This window comes from Desulfoferrobacter suflitae (assembly GCF_022603395.1).
In the GTDB taxonomy this organism is placed as follows: domain Bacteria; phylum Desulfobacterota; class Syntrophobacteria; order Syntrophobacterales; family Syntrophobacteraceae; genus Desulfoferrobacter; species Desulfoferrobacter suflitae.
This window is the reverse complement of record NZ_JAIBKA010000015.1, coordinates 1-17,057: the sequence shown is the minus strand read 5'-3', so window position 1 is coordinate 17,057 and position 17,057 is coordinate 1. Positions and strand designations below refer to the sequence as shown.

Genomic DNA, 17,057 nt, shown 5'->3' with positions numbered 1-17,057 from the left:
TGTTGATAAGGGACTCGAAGGCCGTGGCTGGTGGGGCCGGGCGTTGTGCCGGCCGGCGTCGATTGTTCTTGCTCCCCCGGCTTGTTTGGGATAGCCTGAAATGGCTTCTCAGTCGGGGGTGGGAGCATGGCGATCCGCCTGGAAACCCGCACGCATCAAGAATATTGACTCCATGGATGCTTTGTGATCGTTGAGGACAATTTTGGTGGACCCAAAGTACGACGGGTTTCGTTCCATGCAGGGACGATGCTGCCCATGCTGTTTTGTACTTTCCACCAACGCGGGGAGTAAACACATAGGGGATGGGCAGCGCGGAATGGGTCCGTCGCCCGTCGGTACCATCAAAAGGAGGAACATCATGGCATCAACAAGAGCATCGTTGGGGTTTGTCTGGCTAATTGCGCTTTGCAGCCTGTTGCTTTCGCTCACCTCGGCTGTGGATGCCTCGAAGGGCTTGGTGCAGGGACGCGGCGCACCAGGGCCGGCGCCGGAAAAGGTCATGGAAGCCGCGGGTTACTGCCCGTCTTCGGGGGGCAGTACCGAGTATGAGAGCATCAACCACGTTAACCTGGAGACGCTGCCCGACAAGAAGACCATGCGGCTCACCGTCGGGGTCTACATTGCCAATCCGGCCGGGTGCGTGGCGGGCGAGCCCTGCCCCTCGTATGATGCGAGCCCCGAGTACGTCAACGCGTGGCTCGATTGGAACGGCAATCAGCAGTTTGAAGCGAGTGAAAAGGTCATGGACCTGGAAGGTTCGGGGTACCTCAATATCAACTACTCGGGGACCATGACCTTCGTCAAACAGTTCGCCATTCCCGCAGAGCACGTTGCCAAGACCTGGCTGCGTGTCAACCTGGGATATGGTCATGATCCGAATGATCCCTGCGAACAAACCTGGGGGTGGGGAAACGTCGTGGACCGGGAAGTCGAACTGGAAGTCACCAAGTTCCCTGAAATCAAGGACATTGAGATCACCCCGCATGCCGATTTCGGCGTTCCCGTGACCAACAAAGACCTCAAGTTCACTGCCGAAATCACCGAAGTGGACGGATTCGAAAACGAAAAAGTGGTTTGGGTCATCGAATCCAAGGGACGATTGAAGAAGTGGGACGTCGAGGAAAAAGATTATGAAAAGGACAACAACGAATGGGAAATCAAGCCGCAGGTGGGCACCTACGGGCGCAATGTCATAACCGCCACCCTCTACTACCGGGATAAATCAAAGGATGAAGAGGGACAGGCGACCTTTAAGAAAAGCTTCAATCTCTATTTTGAAAAATCCGCCAAGGACAAAGGCGCCAATCAGCCGCCCAACTGGTACACTTACTGGGTGGCCGACAATGCCTTTGCCCACAAGAACGCGAGCATGTATGTGAGCGGCAAGCCCTGCAGTGCAGCGGCGGGATACAGCTACGGCGCCTGTTGCTCGGATGGCAAGGTGTTGCTGTATGATTGCGCGGCGGCGGATCGTGCCGCCAAGACCTACAATTTCGGCGGCACCAACAAGACCGTCTACAACACCAAGGGGATCGATACCGCAGCACAAGTTTTGGCACATGAATTCAATCATAAGATGATTGGTCAAAAAAATGCTGCCGGCGGAGATTGGCATGGCAAGACCAATTCGGATTTTGTAGCCAAAGGCCCCAATGACGCCAGAAACTATGACGACCGGTTGCCTGACGAAGTGGAAAAGGACGGGGCTAGCGAAACATATCCCACAGACAAGACCAAAACCGACACCTTCAATGTGAATGCTGCAAAATCACCGGTCAACAACGTCTATAAGTATTACGGCGATGAAGAATACACCTGTATCCTGGCAGGGGACGGCGCCTCCGGGGTCGCTGAAAAAGACTGGTCACACAATGGCAAGATTGCCACGGCACAGGGGATCAGCGCCAAGGCCGAATCCTCCCCGCTGGGCGAAAAGGAATATGTAATGAGCCCAGAGGGCGCGGCCCGCCTGTCGGGAGTGCCGGCCGATGAGGGCAGCAGGGTCATCATTCAACAGTACCAGGAAGGGCTGCTGCCGGAGACCGTGAAGATCGGGGAAAGCTTCACTTCATTCAGTGAAAGCTCCGTGGACAGCGATGGCGACGGCTACCTGGACGAGTTGATCATTGCTTTTACCGTCAATATCCCTGAAGGGCTGCACTACATAGTCCATGGCCGCCTGGCCGATTTATTGGGAAATGAGGTGGCGTGGGCAACCACCGCCAAATTTTTCAACGCGGGCCAGCAGCCCGTGGAGCTGCATTTTGCGGGAACCGCCATTTTCCAGAGCGGATTGAATGGCCCCTACGTGCTCAAAGTTGTGGAAGTGGCGTTCGAAGACAACCAGCCGTTGGAAGTGATGCAGGACGCGTTTACCACATCCAGCTACCAGTACGACGATTTTCAGCACCCGCCGGCCTGGTTTGGAAGCGCTTGTGCGGACACGGCCAAGGACACCAACGGAAACGGCAAGTTTGACGTCCTGGAAATTCAGCTTCCGGTGTCGGTCAAACAGGCCGGCCATTACGGGCTCAGCGGGTGGCTGCAGACCGGTTCCGGCGAGTCCATTGCCTACGCCCAAAAGGAAACCGACTTGACGGCGGGCAACAACCAGGTGCTGCTCTCGTTTGCCGGCAGGGAAGTTCGCTGGGCACACGTAAACGGTTCGTACACACTCGGCCAGGTGACGCTGACTGACCAGAACGGAAAAACCATGGTTTCAGCCGGTGAGGCATGCAGCACCGAGGCATACGATTACACCGACTTTGAAGGCGGGGCGGTGGAATTGAAAAGTTATCAGGCGACGGGGGTGGATACCAACAGCAACGGCCTGTTCGATGAGCTCAAGGTGGAGGTCACCATGGAGGTGATCAAGCAGGGCCGTTATATTCTTTCGGCAATTCTCACCGATGGCGCCGGCAATGAAATTGCCGAGGCGAGCGCCGACCTGGATTACCAATCCGAATCGGTCCCGACCGGCAAGACGGCCGGCTTGAGTTTTGCCGGCGGAAAGATATTTGCCAGCCAAACGGACGGCCCCTATCATCTCAGGAACGTACTAGTCAGCGCAGGGGCCGAGGGCATTGCCGACCGGCAGACCAACGCTTTCACTACCAGCGCTTTCAAATACAACCAGTTCGAGCCTCCTTTGGCGTTTGCGCTCGACTATTCGGACTCGACCGTCGACGACAATGTGAATGGGCTGCATGAGTTGCTGAACGTGACCGTCATGGTCCAGGCGAAAGCCGATGGCGTGGTGAAGGCGGAGGCCAACCTGTCCGATTCCCAGGGAAACATTCTGGTTTGGAGCGACAATTTCGTGGAAGTCTCTGCCCAGACTTCTACGCCGCTGGTGCTCAGCTTTGCGGGGGAGGAGATTGGCAAGTCGGGCAAGAACGGACCTTACTATCTGAACAACCTGAACGTTTATCACACCGGCGATCCGGCGCAGAATTTCTTCCAGGAGTCGGCCTATTCGACCAAGCTTTATCACTTCTATGAGTTTGAGTTCGACGGCACCTTTGTCGACGTTCCAAACAGCCACTGGGCGTTTAAGTCCATTGAAATCCTGCGGGCGCGCGGAGTCACTTCGGGTTGTTCGGAAGAGCCCATGAAATATTGTCCGGGAGATCTCGTCACGCGTGCACAGATGGCCAAGTTTCTGCTCATTTCAAAGCATGGAGAGGGTTATGCTGCACCGGATGCGGTCGGCGTCTTTGCGGATGTACCCACCAGCCACTGGGCAGCCGACTGGATCGAGCAGCTGTATGGTGAAGGCTATACTTCCGGGTGTGCCGATTCGCCGTTGCGGTACTGCCCGGAGGATGTGGTTACCCGGGGACAGATGGCCAAATTCCTGCTCAAGATCAAACATGGCAACAGCTATGAGGCACCTCCTGCAACGGGAATTTTCGCCGATGTACCGGTCAGCCATTGGGCCGGCAGCTGGATTGAACAGCTCTATAACGAAGGGATTACCAGCGGATGTGCCGATTCGCCGCTGCGATTCTGCCCCGAAGACGCGGTAACCAGGGAACAAATGGCGGCCTTTTTGGCAAGGACTTTTGGCTGGGAATAAATGGGTGCATGCGCGGTGAGGGGGAGTGGGCCCCGAGTGCCGCGGGACCCTGGACGGTTATACCGGTTACGCATTAGATGTTTCATTGTTTGCAAGCCTTGTTGATGGGTTTCGCTTCGCTCTACCCATCCCGCGGCCGACTGGTTGACGTATTCTTTCTTGGGACGAACGACCGACGTCATCCGCCAACAATCCAAATCCCTCGCAGGTCAGGGTGTGCGCAGCACTCCCTGACCCCCCTCCCAATGCACTTCATGTTGAATTGTGGTGTCAGGTAGCTCCCGCCTGCGCGGCCGAAGCCTCGTCCAGTCAAGCTCTGGCACACGCTACGATACGGCGAAGGCCCGTTGGTCGCAACCTGGCCTACGGATTAAAGCTTGTACCTGAAAGAATCAGGGCTGGGTCGCGTAACGCACTTGTTGAAGTGCGTCACGCGGTTCGAGTGACTGCGTATCCGGCCAGTCTATTGTGTGGAGCTTTATTAAGGCAAGATATTGGGGTCCCACCCGTAGGGCATGCCCCCGTACCAGTAGCCGTCTCCTTCCTGAGTCCAGTAGTCGAAGCTCTCCAGGTGCGGGCTGCTCGCCACCGAGTCAAGGTAAGTTTGCTGCATGTAGTCGATCACCGATGGGGCCACGCCCTGTTTTTCGAGATCGGCCAGCTGACTTGCCTGGAACCGGTAGACGGTTCCGGATTCGGCGATTTCTTGAATGATTTCATCGGGAGGCACGCCCGATTTGCTCATATCAAGAATTTCCGCTACGGATACCGGTGCGGGGTGTTCCTCAGGAACCGTGGCGCAGCCCCCGACCACGATCGCCCAGGTGCTCAGCAGCAGTATCAGAAGCAGCATGTGATGCCTTTCAGCCAAGACGTGTCGCATAAGTCCTCCTCGATTTTTCCATTTTTCGAGATGAGCCGGGCGGTTTTGCCGGATCAGGAGATTCTGCCAAAACACAGCTCTTCCTTCTTGGGATCCAGCCAAAAGAACCCGCCGTTTTCAACAACCAGAAGCTTTCCGGTAAAATTGGCACTGAGCACCGTTGGAGGTTGCAGCTTTCCGTCCTGCACTTTACTGGAGCGGAGTGTTCTGGTGTTGCGATCCACCCAGTAGAGGACGCCCTTTTCGGCCGTCAGCAACTTGGCGCGAAAGTTCTTTTCAAGCTGCCCCTGTTTGTGCACCTGGCCGTCGGCTATTTTCCCAAAGTACAGCGTGCTGTCGCCCTCTTCCTGCCAATACAGGGTTCCGTCGTCCACGGTGAACAGTTTGGGAGCGAAATTGCTGATTTGATGCCCGTCGTTCTTCAAACGTCCGTCCACTATCTGATCATAGTGAAGATTTTTCTTGATGGGATCTATCCAATAGAGTCGGCCCTGGTCGACGGTCAGCATGTCCCCCTGGAAGTCCCGGTCCAGGTCTCCATCCATGTCGAGCCGCCCGCCTCTGACCTTCCCATAGCGCAGAACGGTGCTGCCGCCCCGATTCACCCAGTAGAGAACATTCTGATCGACGGCCAGCTGGCTGGCGAAAAAATTACTCTGGATGACCATCTCCAGTTTGAGGCCCGGGGTGTCCTTGCCCTGATCTCCCATGAGCATGCGCATGGGCAAGGGAATTCTTAGCTCTGAATCGGCCTCCGGGTTAAACTGGGCACCTGCACCGCCTGCGCCGAAGAGTATGAGCAGCGCTGTCAATGCAAGAGAGCAATAGATTGATAGTTCCCGTCTCATCTCGGATCCCTCCCTTCTCCCGAGCTTACGTCAAACACGATACGCTTGGTTGAGCAGGGCGCCCAAGCAGCCAAAGCGTTATGCAACCTGCCGGCCTAATGCCTGCGGTACAGCTCCATGATTTCATCTCTGGTGAAGAGCGCCTCGACATCCGCCACTTCCTTCAAGATAGTGTTTCTTCCATCCATTTCCTGGCGATCCACCAGCACGATAACCTTGACCACCTCCAATTCGGCAAAGCGGCACGCGGATATGGCCTGGAGAGTAGAGCCTCCGGTGGTGATGACATCATCCACAACCACCACGCGATCACCGGCCGTGACCTTTCCCTCGATCAAATTCACGGCGCCGTGATCCTTTTGTTTCTTGCGCACCACGAAAGACTGGATGGGCTTGTGCTCGATCCACGAGGTATAGGCGGCGGCATTGGCAATGGGATCGGCACCCAGGGTGAGTCCGCCGATTGCCTGGACGTTGAGATCCTGGATGGATCTAAACACCAGGTTTCCAATGAGGTACTGTCCTTCGGGATCGAGGGTGACGCGTTTGCAATTGAAGTAGAACTGACTCTTTCCTCCGTGGACCAGCTTAAATATAGGGGTATCGGAGAATTGAAACGCCTCTTTCAAAATCATTTCCTTCAGTCGCTCTTTCATCTACTTTCAGACCTTTCCTTCGGGCTTCCAGGAACCCGCGATCGTTTGATATGCATTTATTCGAATCGACGCCTGAGCTCATTTCTTCCTGCCGTAGATGCAGCTTTTTTTCAAGGAGAAACGTCAAGCTCCTGTATTATCGCGAAACTTGTCCGGGCGGATGCCGTATCGGCGCATGATTTGCTGCAGTCCCTGACGTTCCAATCCACAGAGTTTGGCGGCCTGGGTGACGTTCCCCTGGGTGTTGGCAAGGAGGTTGCCGATATAGCTCGCGTGGAAGCGCCGCAAGACTTCTTCCTTGGCTTCCCGATAATCCAGCTCATGGCAGGTCTCATCAAGAACGTCGCCGGTCTGCCGTGTGGCCTCGCGAAATCCCACATGTTCGGGGCGAATTTCTTCCTCCGGTGAAAACAGGATGCCTCGTATGATGACATTTTCCAGTTCCCGCACGTTGCCTTCCCAGGGATCCCTCAGGAATCGGTCCATCAGTTCGGCCGATATGGACTTGCGCGGCTTCTTGAGATCGCTGCAATGTTTTTGCAGAAAGTGGTCGACCAGCAGAGGGATGTCCTCGCGCCGTTCTCTGAGGGGGGGCAATTCGATCGGCAAGACGTTCAACCGATAAAAAAGATCCTCTCTGAACTCCCCTCGCCGGATCTTGTCGGGCAGATTCCGGTTGGTGGACGCGATCACCCGCACATCCACGTGAATTGATTTGGTATCTCCGAGGGGCTTGATCTCCTTTTCCTGCAGCACCCGCAACAGCTTGGTTTGAATTGGAGGGCTGATATCGCCGATTTCATCCAAAAAAATGCTGCCGCCGTGCGCTTCCTGAAACAGGCCGATCTTGTTTTGACTGGCGTGGGTGAAGGCCCCCTTCTTGTAGCCGAACAGCTCACTTTCCAGGATGTTTTCCGGCACCGTGGGGCAGTTGACCGCCACGTAAGCGCGATCGCGGCGCTCGCTCAGGGCGTGGATGGCGCGTGAGACCAAGTCCTTGCCCGTTCCCGATTCGCCGCTGATGAACACGGTCAGGTCGGTTTTGGCCACCATCTGCACACTTTCGTAGACCCGCTGCATCCTGGCGCTCCTTCCCACCAGATTTTGGAACGCCTGGTGGCAGTGCGCATGCCGCTGCAGCTTCAAGTTTTCTCGCAGCAGGCGGCTTCGCTCGAGGGCCTTGTTGAGCGTCCACACCAGTGCCTCATGATCGAAGGGTTTGGTGATGAAATCATAGGCCCCCATTTTGATGGCCTGAACCGCCGTTTCGATGCAGCCGTGGGCGGTCATCATGATAACCGTCAGCCAGGAGTGTTTGTCGCGAATCCTCTGCAGGACCTCGAGGCCGTCCATACCGGGCATGCGCATATCGAGCAGGACCAGGTCCAGGGGTTCTGAAGCCAGGATGTTCAAGGCTTCCTCGCCGCTGGAAGCGGTGATCACGCTACAGCCCATCTCCGGTTCCAGGCTGCGCTTGAGGAGCTGCAACATGTCCTGTTCGTCATCTATAATGAGAAGAGTTTCATCCGCCATTATCGATTTCTGCCCCCCGGGTAGTCGTTACCGGCAACAGCACGGTGAATGTCGATCCTTGCCCGGGCTCGCTGCGGACCAGGATGTCGCCGTCGTGATCCTTGACGATTCCATAGCTGACGGAAAGTCCCAGGCCGGTGCCCTCGCCGGTGGGTTTGGTGGTAAAAAACGGGTCGAAGATGCGCGGCAAATGTTCCCGGGATATTCCCGCCCCCGTGTCGCGGACCTCAATCGAAACGCGCGCGTGCGCCGCATCATAGCGCGTGCGCAGAAGAATGCTTCCTTTCCTGCCGATGGCCTGCTTGGCGTTCATGATGAGGTTCATGAACACCTGCTTGATTTTTTCTGCATCCAGGATCATCTGCGGGACCTGCGCGCCGAAGTTCTTTTCGATGTGCACCCCATCCAGTTCGAAATGATGCCGCACCACGCTCATCACCTCGTCGAGGGCGGCATGCACATGACCCACCGTCCGCCTGGTCTGAGTGCTGCGCGCAAAGCTGAGCAGATCTTCAACGATGGTCTTACAATTACGGGCATGCTTTTCAATGATTTTCAGGTCGGCATATTGCTGGGTGCCTTCCTGTTCGCCGCGCAGCATCAGTTGAGCGTAGCCCAGGATCATGCTCAGCGGGTTGTTGATTTCGTGGGCGATGCCGGCCGCCAACTGGCCTATGGAAGCCAGCTTGTCCGCTTGCAGGAGCTGTTTTTCCATGGCCTTGCGCTGACTGATGTCCTTGATCAGGAACTGCACCGAATCGATTGCGCCGTTGTCGCCGGTTTCGGCGGTCCCGCTCAACAGCACAGGAAAAAGGGCGCCGCGATCCGTTTTCAGGAGGACTTCCGTGTCCGGGACGAAGCCCTGCCGCTCGAGAGCCTCCTGAATGCCACGCCACTCCTCCGCGGCAGCGAAGAAATGGGAAAATCGAATTCGTTCGCCATCGGTGGTCAAGCTGGAGAGCCCGAGCAATGCGAGGCCGGCGGGATTCAAATTGATGATCGCTGCACCTCCATCTACCAGTATGATCCCGTCACGGGAGACTTCGAAGATTCTGCGATATTTTCGTTCGGAGAGGGCCAGTTCCTGGGTCCTGGCAGCAACCAGATGTTCCAGGTTGCGATTGAGGTAAATCAGTTCCTCATGGGCTTCCTGCAAAGCTCTCTGGTCTTTTGAGATCTGCTGGTAGACCTTCCAGGTCCTCTCGAAAAAAAGGGTGATCGAAGCGACGACCACAAACATCAGCGAATTGATGGACCCGCTGTAGGGACGCAACAAATTCCAGATATCGTTATGGCCTGCAGTCAACAAAATTCGCTTTGCGATGTGGCCTACCGAGCGCGAGATGGCAAAGGCCGCCAGAGCGTAGCACAGCCACAAAAGGTATGTCCAGATGACGTTGCTCTGATCCTGGTTCTTGAGTCTCCTGGCCAACCGCACGCATAGAAAGGAAAACAGGATCATGAGGCTGGAGCCCGCCAGATCCACCATCCAGATTGGAAAAAGGGGCAGGGTCATGTCGCGCTGTCCGAACTCTTGGCTGCCTGGGCCTGTTGCAGGAGGTGCCGCAGGCCGGCGTAGAGAAAAACAATGGCGGGCACGCACAGCAGGTGATCCAGCTTGGCAAGGTAGTAAAGCAGTGCCGGACCGCTTGAGGCGGGGTCCGATGCCAGGCTGGCATAATCCGTTCCGGCGTTGATGGTTTGAAAAATAGCACCCTGCTCATCGAGATAGTGAACGATCATGGCGTCTATGTTCCACAGGATAAAAAAGAGACTTGAATATTGCACCAGGCGCCAGCCCTTCTGTTCGACCAACTTCCATTCCCGGAGCCAGTATATGAGGATGCCCATGGAGACGATGAAAAACAGGTGCGCGATCTGGTGGACATAGAGGCCCTCAGGTTCGGCATGCACCTGGGTCGCCCCGGCCGGCTGAGCCATCGTCAGCAGCATCCAGGCAAGGCCCCAGAGAGTTATGCTAACATATGATTTTTTCACTGATTTCGTACTCCTGCCATACTTACAGACCTTTATAAACCTTTCCCGCTGTGGTATCAACTCGCCGTTGTAGAAAATATCGTCGGGCGGTTCCTTAGGGCGGCGCCAAGCCCCAATGCAGCGCTCAAGTCCGCTCCGCCATGTTGCTGGATGGCGGCTGAAGGCCTGCGGGAATGACGGTGGACAGTGACGCTGCTGCAGTCTCTTCAACGCGTATTGGCTGTTACTTTCTTCGACATCCAAAGAAAGGAGTATGAACAAATGAATTCGATCATGACGCGGGTCAGCCTGACCTACGCAGCGGGGAGTGTCGGAGCTTTGGTGTATTGCTGGCTGACCTGGTATCTGGCACAAAAGGGGGTGCCGCAGAGATTCGGAATCGCCGTGACACCCGCCTGGAGTGCCGCTTTTCTTTATTCGCACCTGGTGTGGGGCGGTCTTTGGGGTTTTCTGTTTGTTCTGCCCATGTGGCGGACCGGGTTCTGGATCGGGGTATTCAGCCGGGGCATCCTGTTCAGCCTCTTTCCGACGCTCTTCCAGCTGTTTTATGGGCTGCCGTACCTGGCCGGCAAGGGCATGATGGGATTGGCACTGGGGAAGCTGACGCCGGTTTTCGTCTTTCTCACCAACGCCGTTTGGGGGGTGAGCACGGCCCTTTGGCTGTATTTCGCCAGGGCCAGGTTGTGAGGGAGCAGCGTATGCGACCTTCTTTGCCGGAAGATCCACACAACCGCCGGGCACTTGCCCTGGGAGCTTGTCCGGAAAGGGCTGCACAACGTTTCTCGCTGCAGCTCTACCTGAATGTAGGTAATCCTTTTTATCGTAGGTGCCCTGTGCGCAACGAAGCGGTGTTCGCGGCCGGTCCGCGTTTCTGCTGGTTCCCAGGCTTCAGCCTGGGAACCAGCAGAAAGTGCAGACAGCAGTCTGAAAACATTAGAGTACACCGCTCAATCGAGTAGCAGAAAATTACCGGGCGCATTCAGGCTGCCGTTAGGGCAAGCAGGCTGCACCGTGTAACTGATGCCCAAAGACGCCAGTGGAGTGCCGTTGGGCAAGGTGAGTAGATTGTCGTTCAACATCAACCACATTCTGATGCTGCTCTGGGCGTAAGAGTCGACTGAGTCGTTTTGAGAACTTACATCCCCAGTGAGGATCGTGAGACTAGGAAGGGCAGTGCTTGATACTGGTCTACAAATCCTCACCGGCAGACTCACCACTTGATTGGCGCCACCAACAGGAATACCGGCGAAAAAACCCGTGTACTCGGTTATTACGTCTACCCAATCGATCTCATGAGTGATGTGTCCTCCGAGAGTCTCCACGAAACATGCTTCAGGGCCGCCAGAAAGCCCCAATGATGCATCTGTGGTTGAAACGGCCCAAACGCCGAAAGGAAGTTTATGCAATGGAGTATTGACTGTTATTGCCAAGTTCACATTGAGCAGAAGATCCAGATAGTTTTGGCCCGCAGGAATGAGATTGAGAAATTTTTGTCGATCCTGGACGGTTATCACCATTTCATAAAAATAAGCGAAAGCGTTGCCGGGGCCACCGGATGATGAGGATCGGGCAAGCAAATTGAAAGGGGCAGCTCGAGCGCTCGATGTCCCCTCACTGACGCTCACAGACCTGCACTCGGAACCGTAATAGCTTTCTTCTTGAGTTGGGTCGGATAATATGGTGACTGATATTCCATAGGCGTATCCGCTTTGTGGCAGCCAGAGGCTGATCACAACCGCCAGCAAGGCGCCGGCAATCGATAGCCGCAACAATATGCCGGGTCGGTTGGGCAACGAAGATCCTGCAGTGATTCCAGGCAGGGATGATCTCCTCATGTTTCTTTCCTCCTTCCTGATTTGGGCGATAGTTAAGCTTGCCAAGTGCTCCACAACCATTCGTACAGCGCATGAATATGGCTTGCGGGGTGCTGCATTGCTGTTTCTCCCCGTCTTGAAGGCGGGCGGCAGTTGCATCAGTCCCAAAGAAGCGGGTACAGAGCGGTCAGCGGGTTGCCGGGCTCAGCGGGCGGCGGGGCGCTGCGGTATTCGAAGGCACCGCGATCCACCTGTGCACCCCAGGGGCGCGTCCGATTTTCCAGGTCATGATCGGGGACCAGGCCGCCTACCGGAAGTCCCGTGTCGATGGCCGGGCTGTTAAACTGCAGATGGCCGTCAAAGCTTGCCAGGCTGGCATTGACAACCAGAGGATTTTGGGTCAGGTCATGACTCGCCGGGGCCACGTTCCCGATCTTGGTGTTATAGACCACATTGTAATCGGTGTTGAAGGTACCGGAATAATTCTCTTCATCATACCAGATGTAGCAGGCGCTCTCCCAGGGCTGGAGAAAATCCTGGTGGCCGATGAAAATGTTGTTTCGAGCGGTCAGGCTTTCGGATCCGTCACAGGGCAGGTTTCCCCGGTCTCCTGCCACCGCCACCAGGCAATCCCCCTGGCCCGTAATCGTCGAATTGATCACGGTCGCCTGATCGCCTGCGCCGAAGCTGAACTCCAAACTGTTGCCCAGCGCACGGCAGTGCGCGCTCATTTCCTGGGCGAAGGGCTTGCCTGAAAAGTAGCCGCAGTTGCCGATGATTAGACTGTTTTCAATCCCGGCCGGACCGGCGACCTTGATGCCATTGCCCGCGTTGCCGTAGGCCCGGGTGCGCCGGATTTCGATCAGGCTCGGATTTTCCCGCACATAGAGAAGATCCAGTCCGTCGGAGGTGTTGTAGCGAAAGATGGAATCTTCGATGATCCAATGGCCGGCGGTGGATTCTGTCCCCACTCCATCGCCGTAGCCGCCGTGTTCTTGATCCCAGCAGTGATCGGGCTGTCGGCCCGGGTAGGTCTCGGCGCACCCGTTCCACTCCACTATCCAGCGTCTGAAGGTCAGGGTACCGGAATTGCTGCTGGTTGTGGCCCCCATATCCCCATCCCAACCGCACCAGCCGTTGCCGGCAATTCTCACGTCCTGGACGATCCAGTCCGAAAGTCGCGCTGCGTGCACGCCGGTATGGGCCAGTCCGTGAATGTCGAGGTCCTGCAGACGCACATCGCTGGAATCATAAGCCACGATGCCTCGCACCGCCCAGTCACCATATGAATAAGAGTCTCTCTTGCATCTCACCGCCACGGCAGCCGGGTCCGAACAGTCCGGGCAGAAGGATTCGATGCAGCCCGAATGGTCGGTCAATTCAAGGCATGCGACCACTGCATTGGACGTACCTTCAAGGCTCAGGATGTGGGCGGCCCTCTCCGTTCCCCACAGCTCCGGCGGTTGCGGGCAGCCTTGATTCCATCCGTAGCCCAGGAGCCGGGTTGGATGCAGAGGATCGGCACCTGAGGGCAACGCAGGGAGCACACAATCCCAGGGGTAGGCAGCATCGCACCAGGAGGTGTTGGGGGCGCCGAAGCCCATGCGGTAACTCCCCGGACGGACAATCAGGGTATCCCCGCCGTTGATCTTCCAGCTTGGCGGGTTACCCCCGTTGATCGCCCAAAAAGGATGCGCCCAGGCGCATTGCCCACCGGTCGAGCCCGTGTAGGGGGCATCTGTCACGCCGTTGCATTGCTCTGCCGTGCCCCCGTCCGGTCGAACAGTGTAGGTTTCGGCGTTGGAATGAGAAACGATACAAAGCCACAGTGCCCCCACTGCGAGTGATACCGTCACGCTCCTGCGCATGGCCGGCCTCCTTCCGGGTCGTCCCGCATACGCACCTCCCCGCCTCCCGCCCGCAGGCGCTACCCTGCCCGACGGCAAGCTGCCTTCGGCCATGTCGAGTAGGCTTTGATTGCTGTGAAAAGCGTGAAAACAATCCCCCCCTGCCAACCACTGCCCAAAACATACTCCAAGCCCCTGAGAACTGTCAAGACATACAATGAATTCAATAATTTCCTGCGGGAGTACAAGGTTGAAGGCCACTGTGGGCGGGGGGGCGGCGAGGCACCCACTGGGGCACAAGCCCAAAATAGCCTTGCGAGTCCGTCGTGACGCACGTATCATGCTTGCTCTAATTCAGCAAAGCAAAATATAACTCTAATTCTCAAATACTTAAGAGGGTGATATGGGAACAATCAAAAACCCGCGGATCCGATGCCTGCTTTTGCTCCTCTTTGTGGCTCCTCTGTATATTTCTCCCATTTGCCACGCACAGATCAATTCCCTGCAATTCGCTTACGACAAGCTGGTTGCCGAGGTACTGGGCGACGACCTTGCAGGCCGGGAGGTTTTCGGCGATCCGCAGGCGGCGGATGGCCTGGTTGTGATCGAGACAACAGAAGGTCCGGTTCGTTTGGGAGAGGGCCCGGGCTGGATCTTCTTCATCGAGGACACCCTGTCCGAACATCCGCTTCACCAGGTGGTCCTGGTCTCCCCGTCAGGTGCTGTCGTTGGGAAAGTCACCAAAGGAAGGCCCCTGTCCCTCTCCTCTTATCTGACGATGACTCGGCTGACATCGACCAACTTTGCCTCTGCAACTGCGGTGGAGTCTCTACCGATGGCTTACCAACGGTTGATCGACGGACTGCTCGGGCATACGGTCGGAAACCGCAAGATATACGCCATTGCAGGCCGGTTGGAGGGTGAGGTGGCAGTGGAAAATTGGCGGGAGCGACTCATCCTGGGCGACGGTCCCGGCTGGGTTTTCTTTCTGGACGACAATCCACCGGCCAACTGGGAGCACGCTTGCCGTTTTGTGCTGGTGAAGGAATCGGGGGAAATCCTCGTGACCCCATCCATGACGCCGCCGAAGACCATGTCTCTTTTCAGGGAGATGCCGTCGCTTCCTGCTTCGCAGCTCGAAGGCAATTCCATTGATGTGCCGAAGGGTTCCCTTTCCCCTCCGGATCTCACTGCCAGGGTGAACATACTGCCCAAAGAAGTCGGCACGCCGCCGGCCAATCGTTGGGCGGTCATCATTTCCGGGGGTTTTAATGCATGGTCCAATCACGTCCGCTACTGGAACGACTGTTCTTATTTTTACCGCACATTGACGGCTCACGGCTTCCAGGATGACCACATCTATGTGCTCATGAGCGACGGCACCGACCCGTCGGCGGATCGTTCCGACGGCACCGACTCGCCCCTTGACCTGGATGGCGATGGAGATCCGGACATCCGGTTCAGCGCCACCAAAGCGAATATCACAAAGGTTTTTAACAGCCTGCGAAGCCGGCTCGGCGCCGACGACATCCTCTACATTTTCGCTACGGACCATGGCGGGTCCAATGATGTCAGTCCGTACGCCAACCCGACGGTTATCCTTTACCTCTGGGGTGAAACCATCACGGACGCCGAATTTGCTGCGGAAGTGAACAAGGTGACGGCCGGGGCTACCGTCTGCATCTTTGAACAATGTTTTTCCGGTGGGATGATCGACGATCTGCAGGCCCCCAACCGGGTGCTCATTTCAGCTGCGCGTTTTTGGGAGCTTTCCTACGCCATGGCCCCGACTTACGAGTACGATGAGTTCAGCTATCACTTCACTTATGCGGCGGCCAACCCGGCCGGCGGAGACGCCGACGGCGACGGGGTGGTGAGCATGGAAGAGGCTTACCTGTATGCCCTGGCTCACGATTCGAGACAATCGGAGGAAATGGATTACTACGACGATAACCTGGGGGAACATCCGAGCTACTACTCTGATCCATGGGACCTGGGCCGTCGCGTTTCGTTCAGCGGACTGGCTCAAGAGGTTGCCGATACCGCCCTGAGCGGCTACACGCAGGTCGAGGTGGAGGAAAGTTTCCCGACGGGAGGGGTGGCCCAAGGCTGGTCGGGGGACGATGCCGCCTGGGAGTATCCTCTCCCCTTCACATTCCCCTATTATGGAAAGAGATATACGAGGGTGGCTGTGGATGCCAACGGCCTCATCTACCTCGGCGCCCGGGAGGACCCGACTTATCAGAACAGCGTGGACGGTCTCAAGGCCAAACAGGCCATAGCCCCACTCTGGGACGATCTCACCGTATTGAAGGCGGACGGGGATGCTGTCTACATTAGCCAACAGCCGCACGGGGTGACTATCCGCTGGGCGGCTCACACCTACCGGGACAGGCGCCCGGTCAATGTCGCCGTGCAGCTGAGTTCCTCGGGAGTCATCCGGTTCCTCTACGGGGACGGCAATGAGCACACCGGCAGGATCGCGCAGAGGGACAAAACCATCGGCATTTCCAACGGTGACGGTTCCCGCAGTCACCTGTGCCTGCGGAACGGCCAGTGGGGCCTGGGCGATGCAGCGGGCATCCAGTATACCCCGGTGCCCACACCGATGGCGCTGCCCGGAGTGGCGCCGGGTGTGCTTCACCTGCTGCTGAGCGACTGAGTCATAACTGGATCCGCCATGCATCAGTCAAACAGCAGCGGTATATAACCGGCGGGTCCCATGCCGCGCGCGAATAAAAACAGGGCGGAAGGGCCGGTCGTGCGCAGGTAGTTGATCTGTCCTTCGCTCAGCGCTTCTCCAAGGAAGAAAACGTTGTCAATGGCTCCGTGGAAGTATTCTCCATAACCGGGATTGCGCCCAATGTCCACTATGTTGTATTCTTCATAGAGGGTGCACGAGCTCTTATTGAGAGGAGCATAATTGCCCGCGTATAGTTTGACGGTTCCTGCCGTTTGATCGTAGACCACCGCCAGGAAAACCCAGGCTTCCAGCACCACCGCCTTGAAGCCCAGCACCTGTTGGCTGCCGCAGAAAGCGGACCAGCCGATGCCGCCGCCGCGGTAATCGATCCCAAGCGAACGGTCGTAACCACAGTTGTCACAGGACAACACCTGCCGCACCGGATCGGCGGAGCTGGGCTTCACCCAGGCACCCATGGTCAATTTGACGTACTGGGAGGGGTTGATTTTCAATGGAACCTCTATGTAGTCGTTTATGCCGTCGAAGTAATAGGCCTGCCCGCTGTCAAATCCCGCAGTCGGTGTCGCTCCGTTCAGGGTGCCGTGACGGCCGTCGCCGCTCCGGTCTCGGCATTCCCTTCAATTTGTGATGTTACAATACGTGACTTAACCGTCGTCAATTCAAAAAAATAATTTGACTCACGCCCATCAAGTTTTC

At 56.7% G+C, this 17,057-nt stretch carries 12 protein-coding genes; 3 read left to right on the top strand and 9 right to left on the bottom strand.

The genetic code is table 11. The features are described from left to right. Positions 1-358 precede the first annotated feature (358 nt). On the top strand, positions 359-4,078 hold the full coding sequence (locus K1V27_RS20290) for an S-layer homology domain-containing protein (RefSeq protein WP_258931987.1): 3,720 nt from the start codon (positions 359-361) through the stop codon (positions 4,076-4,078). A 481-nt stretch (positions 4,079-4,559) separates the two neighbouring features. On the opposite strand, the gene K1V27_RS20285 is transcribed toward K1V27_RS20290, so the two are convergent. The 6 genes from K1V27_RS20285 to K1V27_RS20260 all read right to left on the bottom strand — a co-directional run bounded on the left by K1V27_RS20285 (position 4,560) and on the right by K1V27_RS20260 (position 9,996). Beyond that, positions 4,560-4,961: a hypothetical protein gene (locus K1V27_RS20285; protein ID WP_258931983.1), complete on the bottom strand. Its 402-nt coding sequence runs from the start codon at positions 4,959-4,961 to the stop codon at positions 4,560-4,562. Between the two features lie 53 nt (positions 4,962-5,014). Next, positions 5,015-5,809 (bottom strand): hypothetical protein, encoded by a 795-nt coding sequence (locus K1V27_RS20280; RefSeq protein ID WP_258931981.1) that lies wholly within the window; start codon positions 5,807-5,809, stop codon positions 5,015-5,017. 95 nt (positions 5,810-5,904) lie between these two features. After that, a complete protein-coding gene (gene pyrE / locus K1V27_RS20275; protein WP_258931979.1) occupies positions 5,905-6,465 on the bottom strand; it encodes an orotate phosphoribosyltransferase in 561 nt (186 codons plus the stop codon). Positions 6,466-6,588: 123 nt separating this feature from the next. After that, positions 6,589-7,998, bottom strand: coding sequence for a sigma-54-dependent transcriptional regulator (locus K1V27_RS20270; protein WP_258931975.1), 1,410 nt, complete (start codon positions 7,996-7,998; stop codon positions 6,589-6,591). Next, the gene (locus tag K1V27_RS20265; protein WP_258931974.1) at positions 7,988-9,514 is read right to left on the bottom strand and encodes a two-component system sensor histidine kinase NtrB; all 1,527 of its coding nucleotides are present in this window, start codon (positions 9,512-9,514) and stop codon (positions 7,988-7,990) included. Before K1V27_RS20265 ends, K1V27_RS20270 begins: the two co-directional genes overlap by 11 nt. Next, positions 9,511-9,996, bottom strand: a complete 486-nt coding sequence (locus K1V27_RS20260) for a hypothetical protein (RefSeq protein WP_258931955.1) — start codon at positions 9,994-9,996, stop codon at positions 9,511-9,513. Before K1V27_RS20260 ends, K1V27_RS20265 begins: the two co-directional genes overlap by 4 nt. Positions 9,997-10,257: 261 nt before the next feature. Here K1V27_RS20260 and K1V27_RS20255 point away from each other — a divergent pair, with 261 nt between their 5' ends. Then, positions 10,258-10,683 (top strand): hypothetical protein, encoded by a 426-nt coding sequence (locus K1V27_RS20255; RefSeq protein WP_258931950.1) that lies wholly within the window; start codon positions 10,258-10,260, stop codon positions 10,681-10,683. A 260-nt stretch (positions 10,684-10,943) separates the two neighbouring features. Here K1V27_RS20255 and K1V27_RS20250 read toward each other — a convergent pair whose 3' ends face one another. Next, positions 10,944-11,789, bottom strand: coding sequence for a hypothetical protein (locus tag K1V27_RS20250; protein ID WP_258931948.1), 846 nt, complete (start codon positions 11,787-11,789; stop codon positions 10,944-10,946). Between the two features lie 179 nt (positions 11,790-11,968). Then, entirely contained in the window at positions 11,969-13,678 is a 1,710-nt protein-coding gene (locus K1V27_RS20245; protein WP_258931947.1) for a right-handed parallel beta-helix repeat-containing protein, read from the bottom strand. A 382-nt stretch (positions 13,679-14,060) separates the two neighbouring features. Between K1V27_RS20245 and K1V27_RS20240 the strand changes: the two genes are divergently transcribed. Continuing rightward, positions 14,061-16,319 carry a C13 family peptidase gene (locus K1V27_RS20240; protein ID WP_258931946.1) on the top strand — a complete coding sequence of 753 codons (2,259 nt, stop codon included), beginning with the start codon at positions 14,061-14,063 and terminating at the stop codon, positions 16,317-16,319. Positions 16,320-16,342: 23 nt separating this feature from the next. On the opposite strand, the gene K1V27_RS20235 is transcribed toward K1V27_RS20240, so the two are convergent. Continuing rightward, complete coding sequence (locus K1V27_RS20235; RefSeq protein ID WP_258932154.1) at positions 16,343-16,876, bottom strand: LamG domain-containing protein; 534 nt, start codon at positions 16,874-16,876, stop codon at positions 16,343-16,345. Positions 16,877-17,057: the final 181 nt, after the last annotated feature.

Coding starts and splice junctions, on each gene's coding strand:
- pyrE (WP_258931979.1), bottom strand. CDS start 6,465: ATGAAAGAGCGACTGAAGGAAATGATTTTGAAAGAGGCGTTTCAATTC.
- K1V27_RS20265 (WP_258931974.1), bottom strand. CDS start 9,514: ATGACCCTGCCCCTTTTTCCAATCTGGATGGTGGATCTGGCGGGCTCC.
- K1V27_RS20255 (WP_258931950.1), top strand. CDS start 10,258: ATGAATTCGATCATGACGCGGGTCAGCCTGACCTACGCAGCGGGGAGT.
- K1V27_RS20280 (WP_258931981.1), bottom strand. CDS start 5,809: ATGAGACGGGAACTATCAATCTATTGCTCTCTTGCATTGACAGCGCTG.
- K1V27_RS20285 (WP_258931983.1), bottom strand. CDS start 4,961: ATGCGACACGTCTTGGCTGAAAGGCATCACATGCTGCTTCTGATACTG.
- K1V27_RS20290 (WP_258931987.1), top strand. CDS start 359: ATGGCATCAACAAGAGCATCGTTGGGGTTTGTCTGGCTAATTGCGCTT.
- K1V27_RS20245 (WP_258931947.1), bottom strand. CDS start 13,678: ATGCGCAGGAGCGTGACGGTATCACTCGCAGTGGGGGCACTGTGGCTT.
- K1V27_RS20270 (WP_258931975.1), bottom strand. CDS start 7,998: ATGGCGGATGAAACTCTTCTCATTATAGATGACGAACAGGACATGTTG.
- K1V27_RS20240 (WP_258931946.1), top strand. CDS start 14,061: ATGGGAACAATCAAAAACCCGCGGATCCGATGCCTGCTTTTGCTCCTC.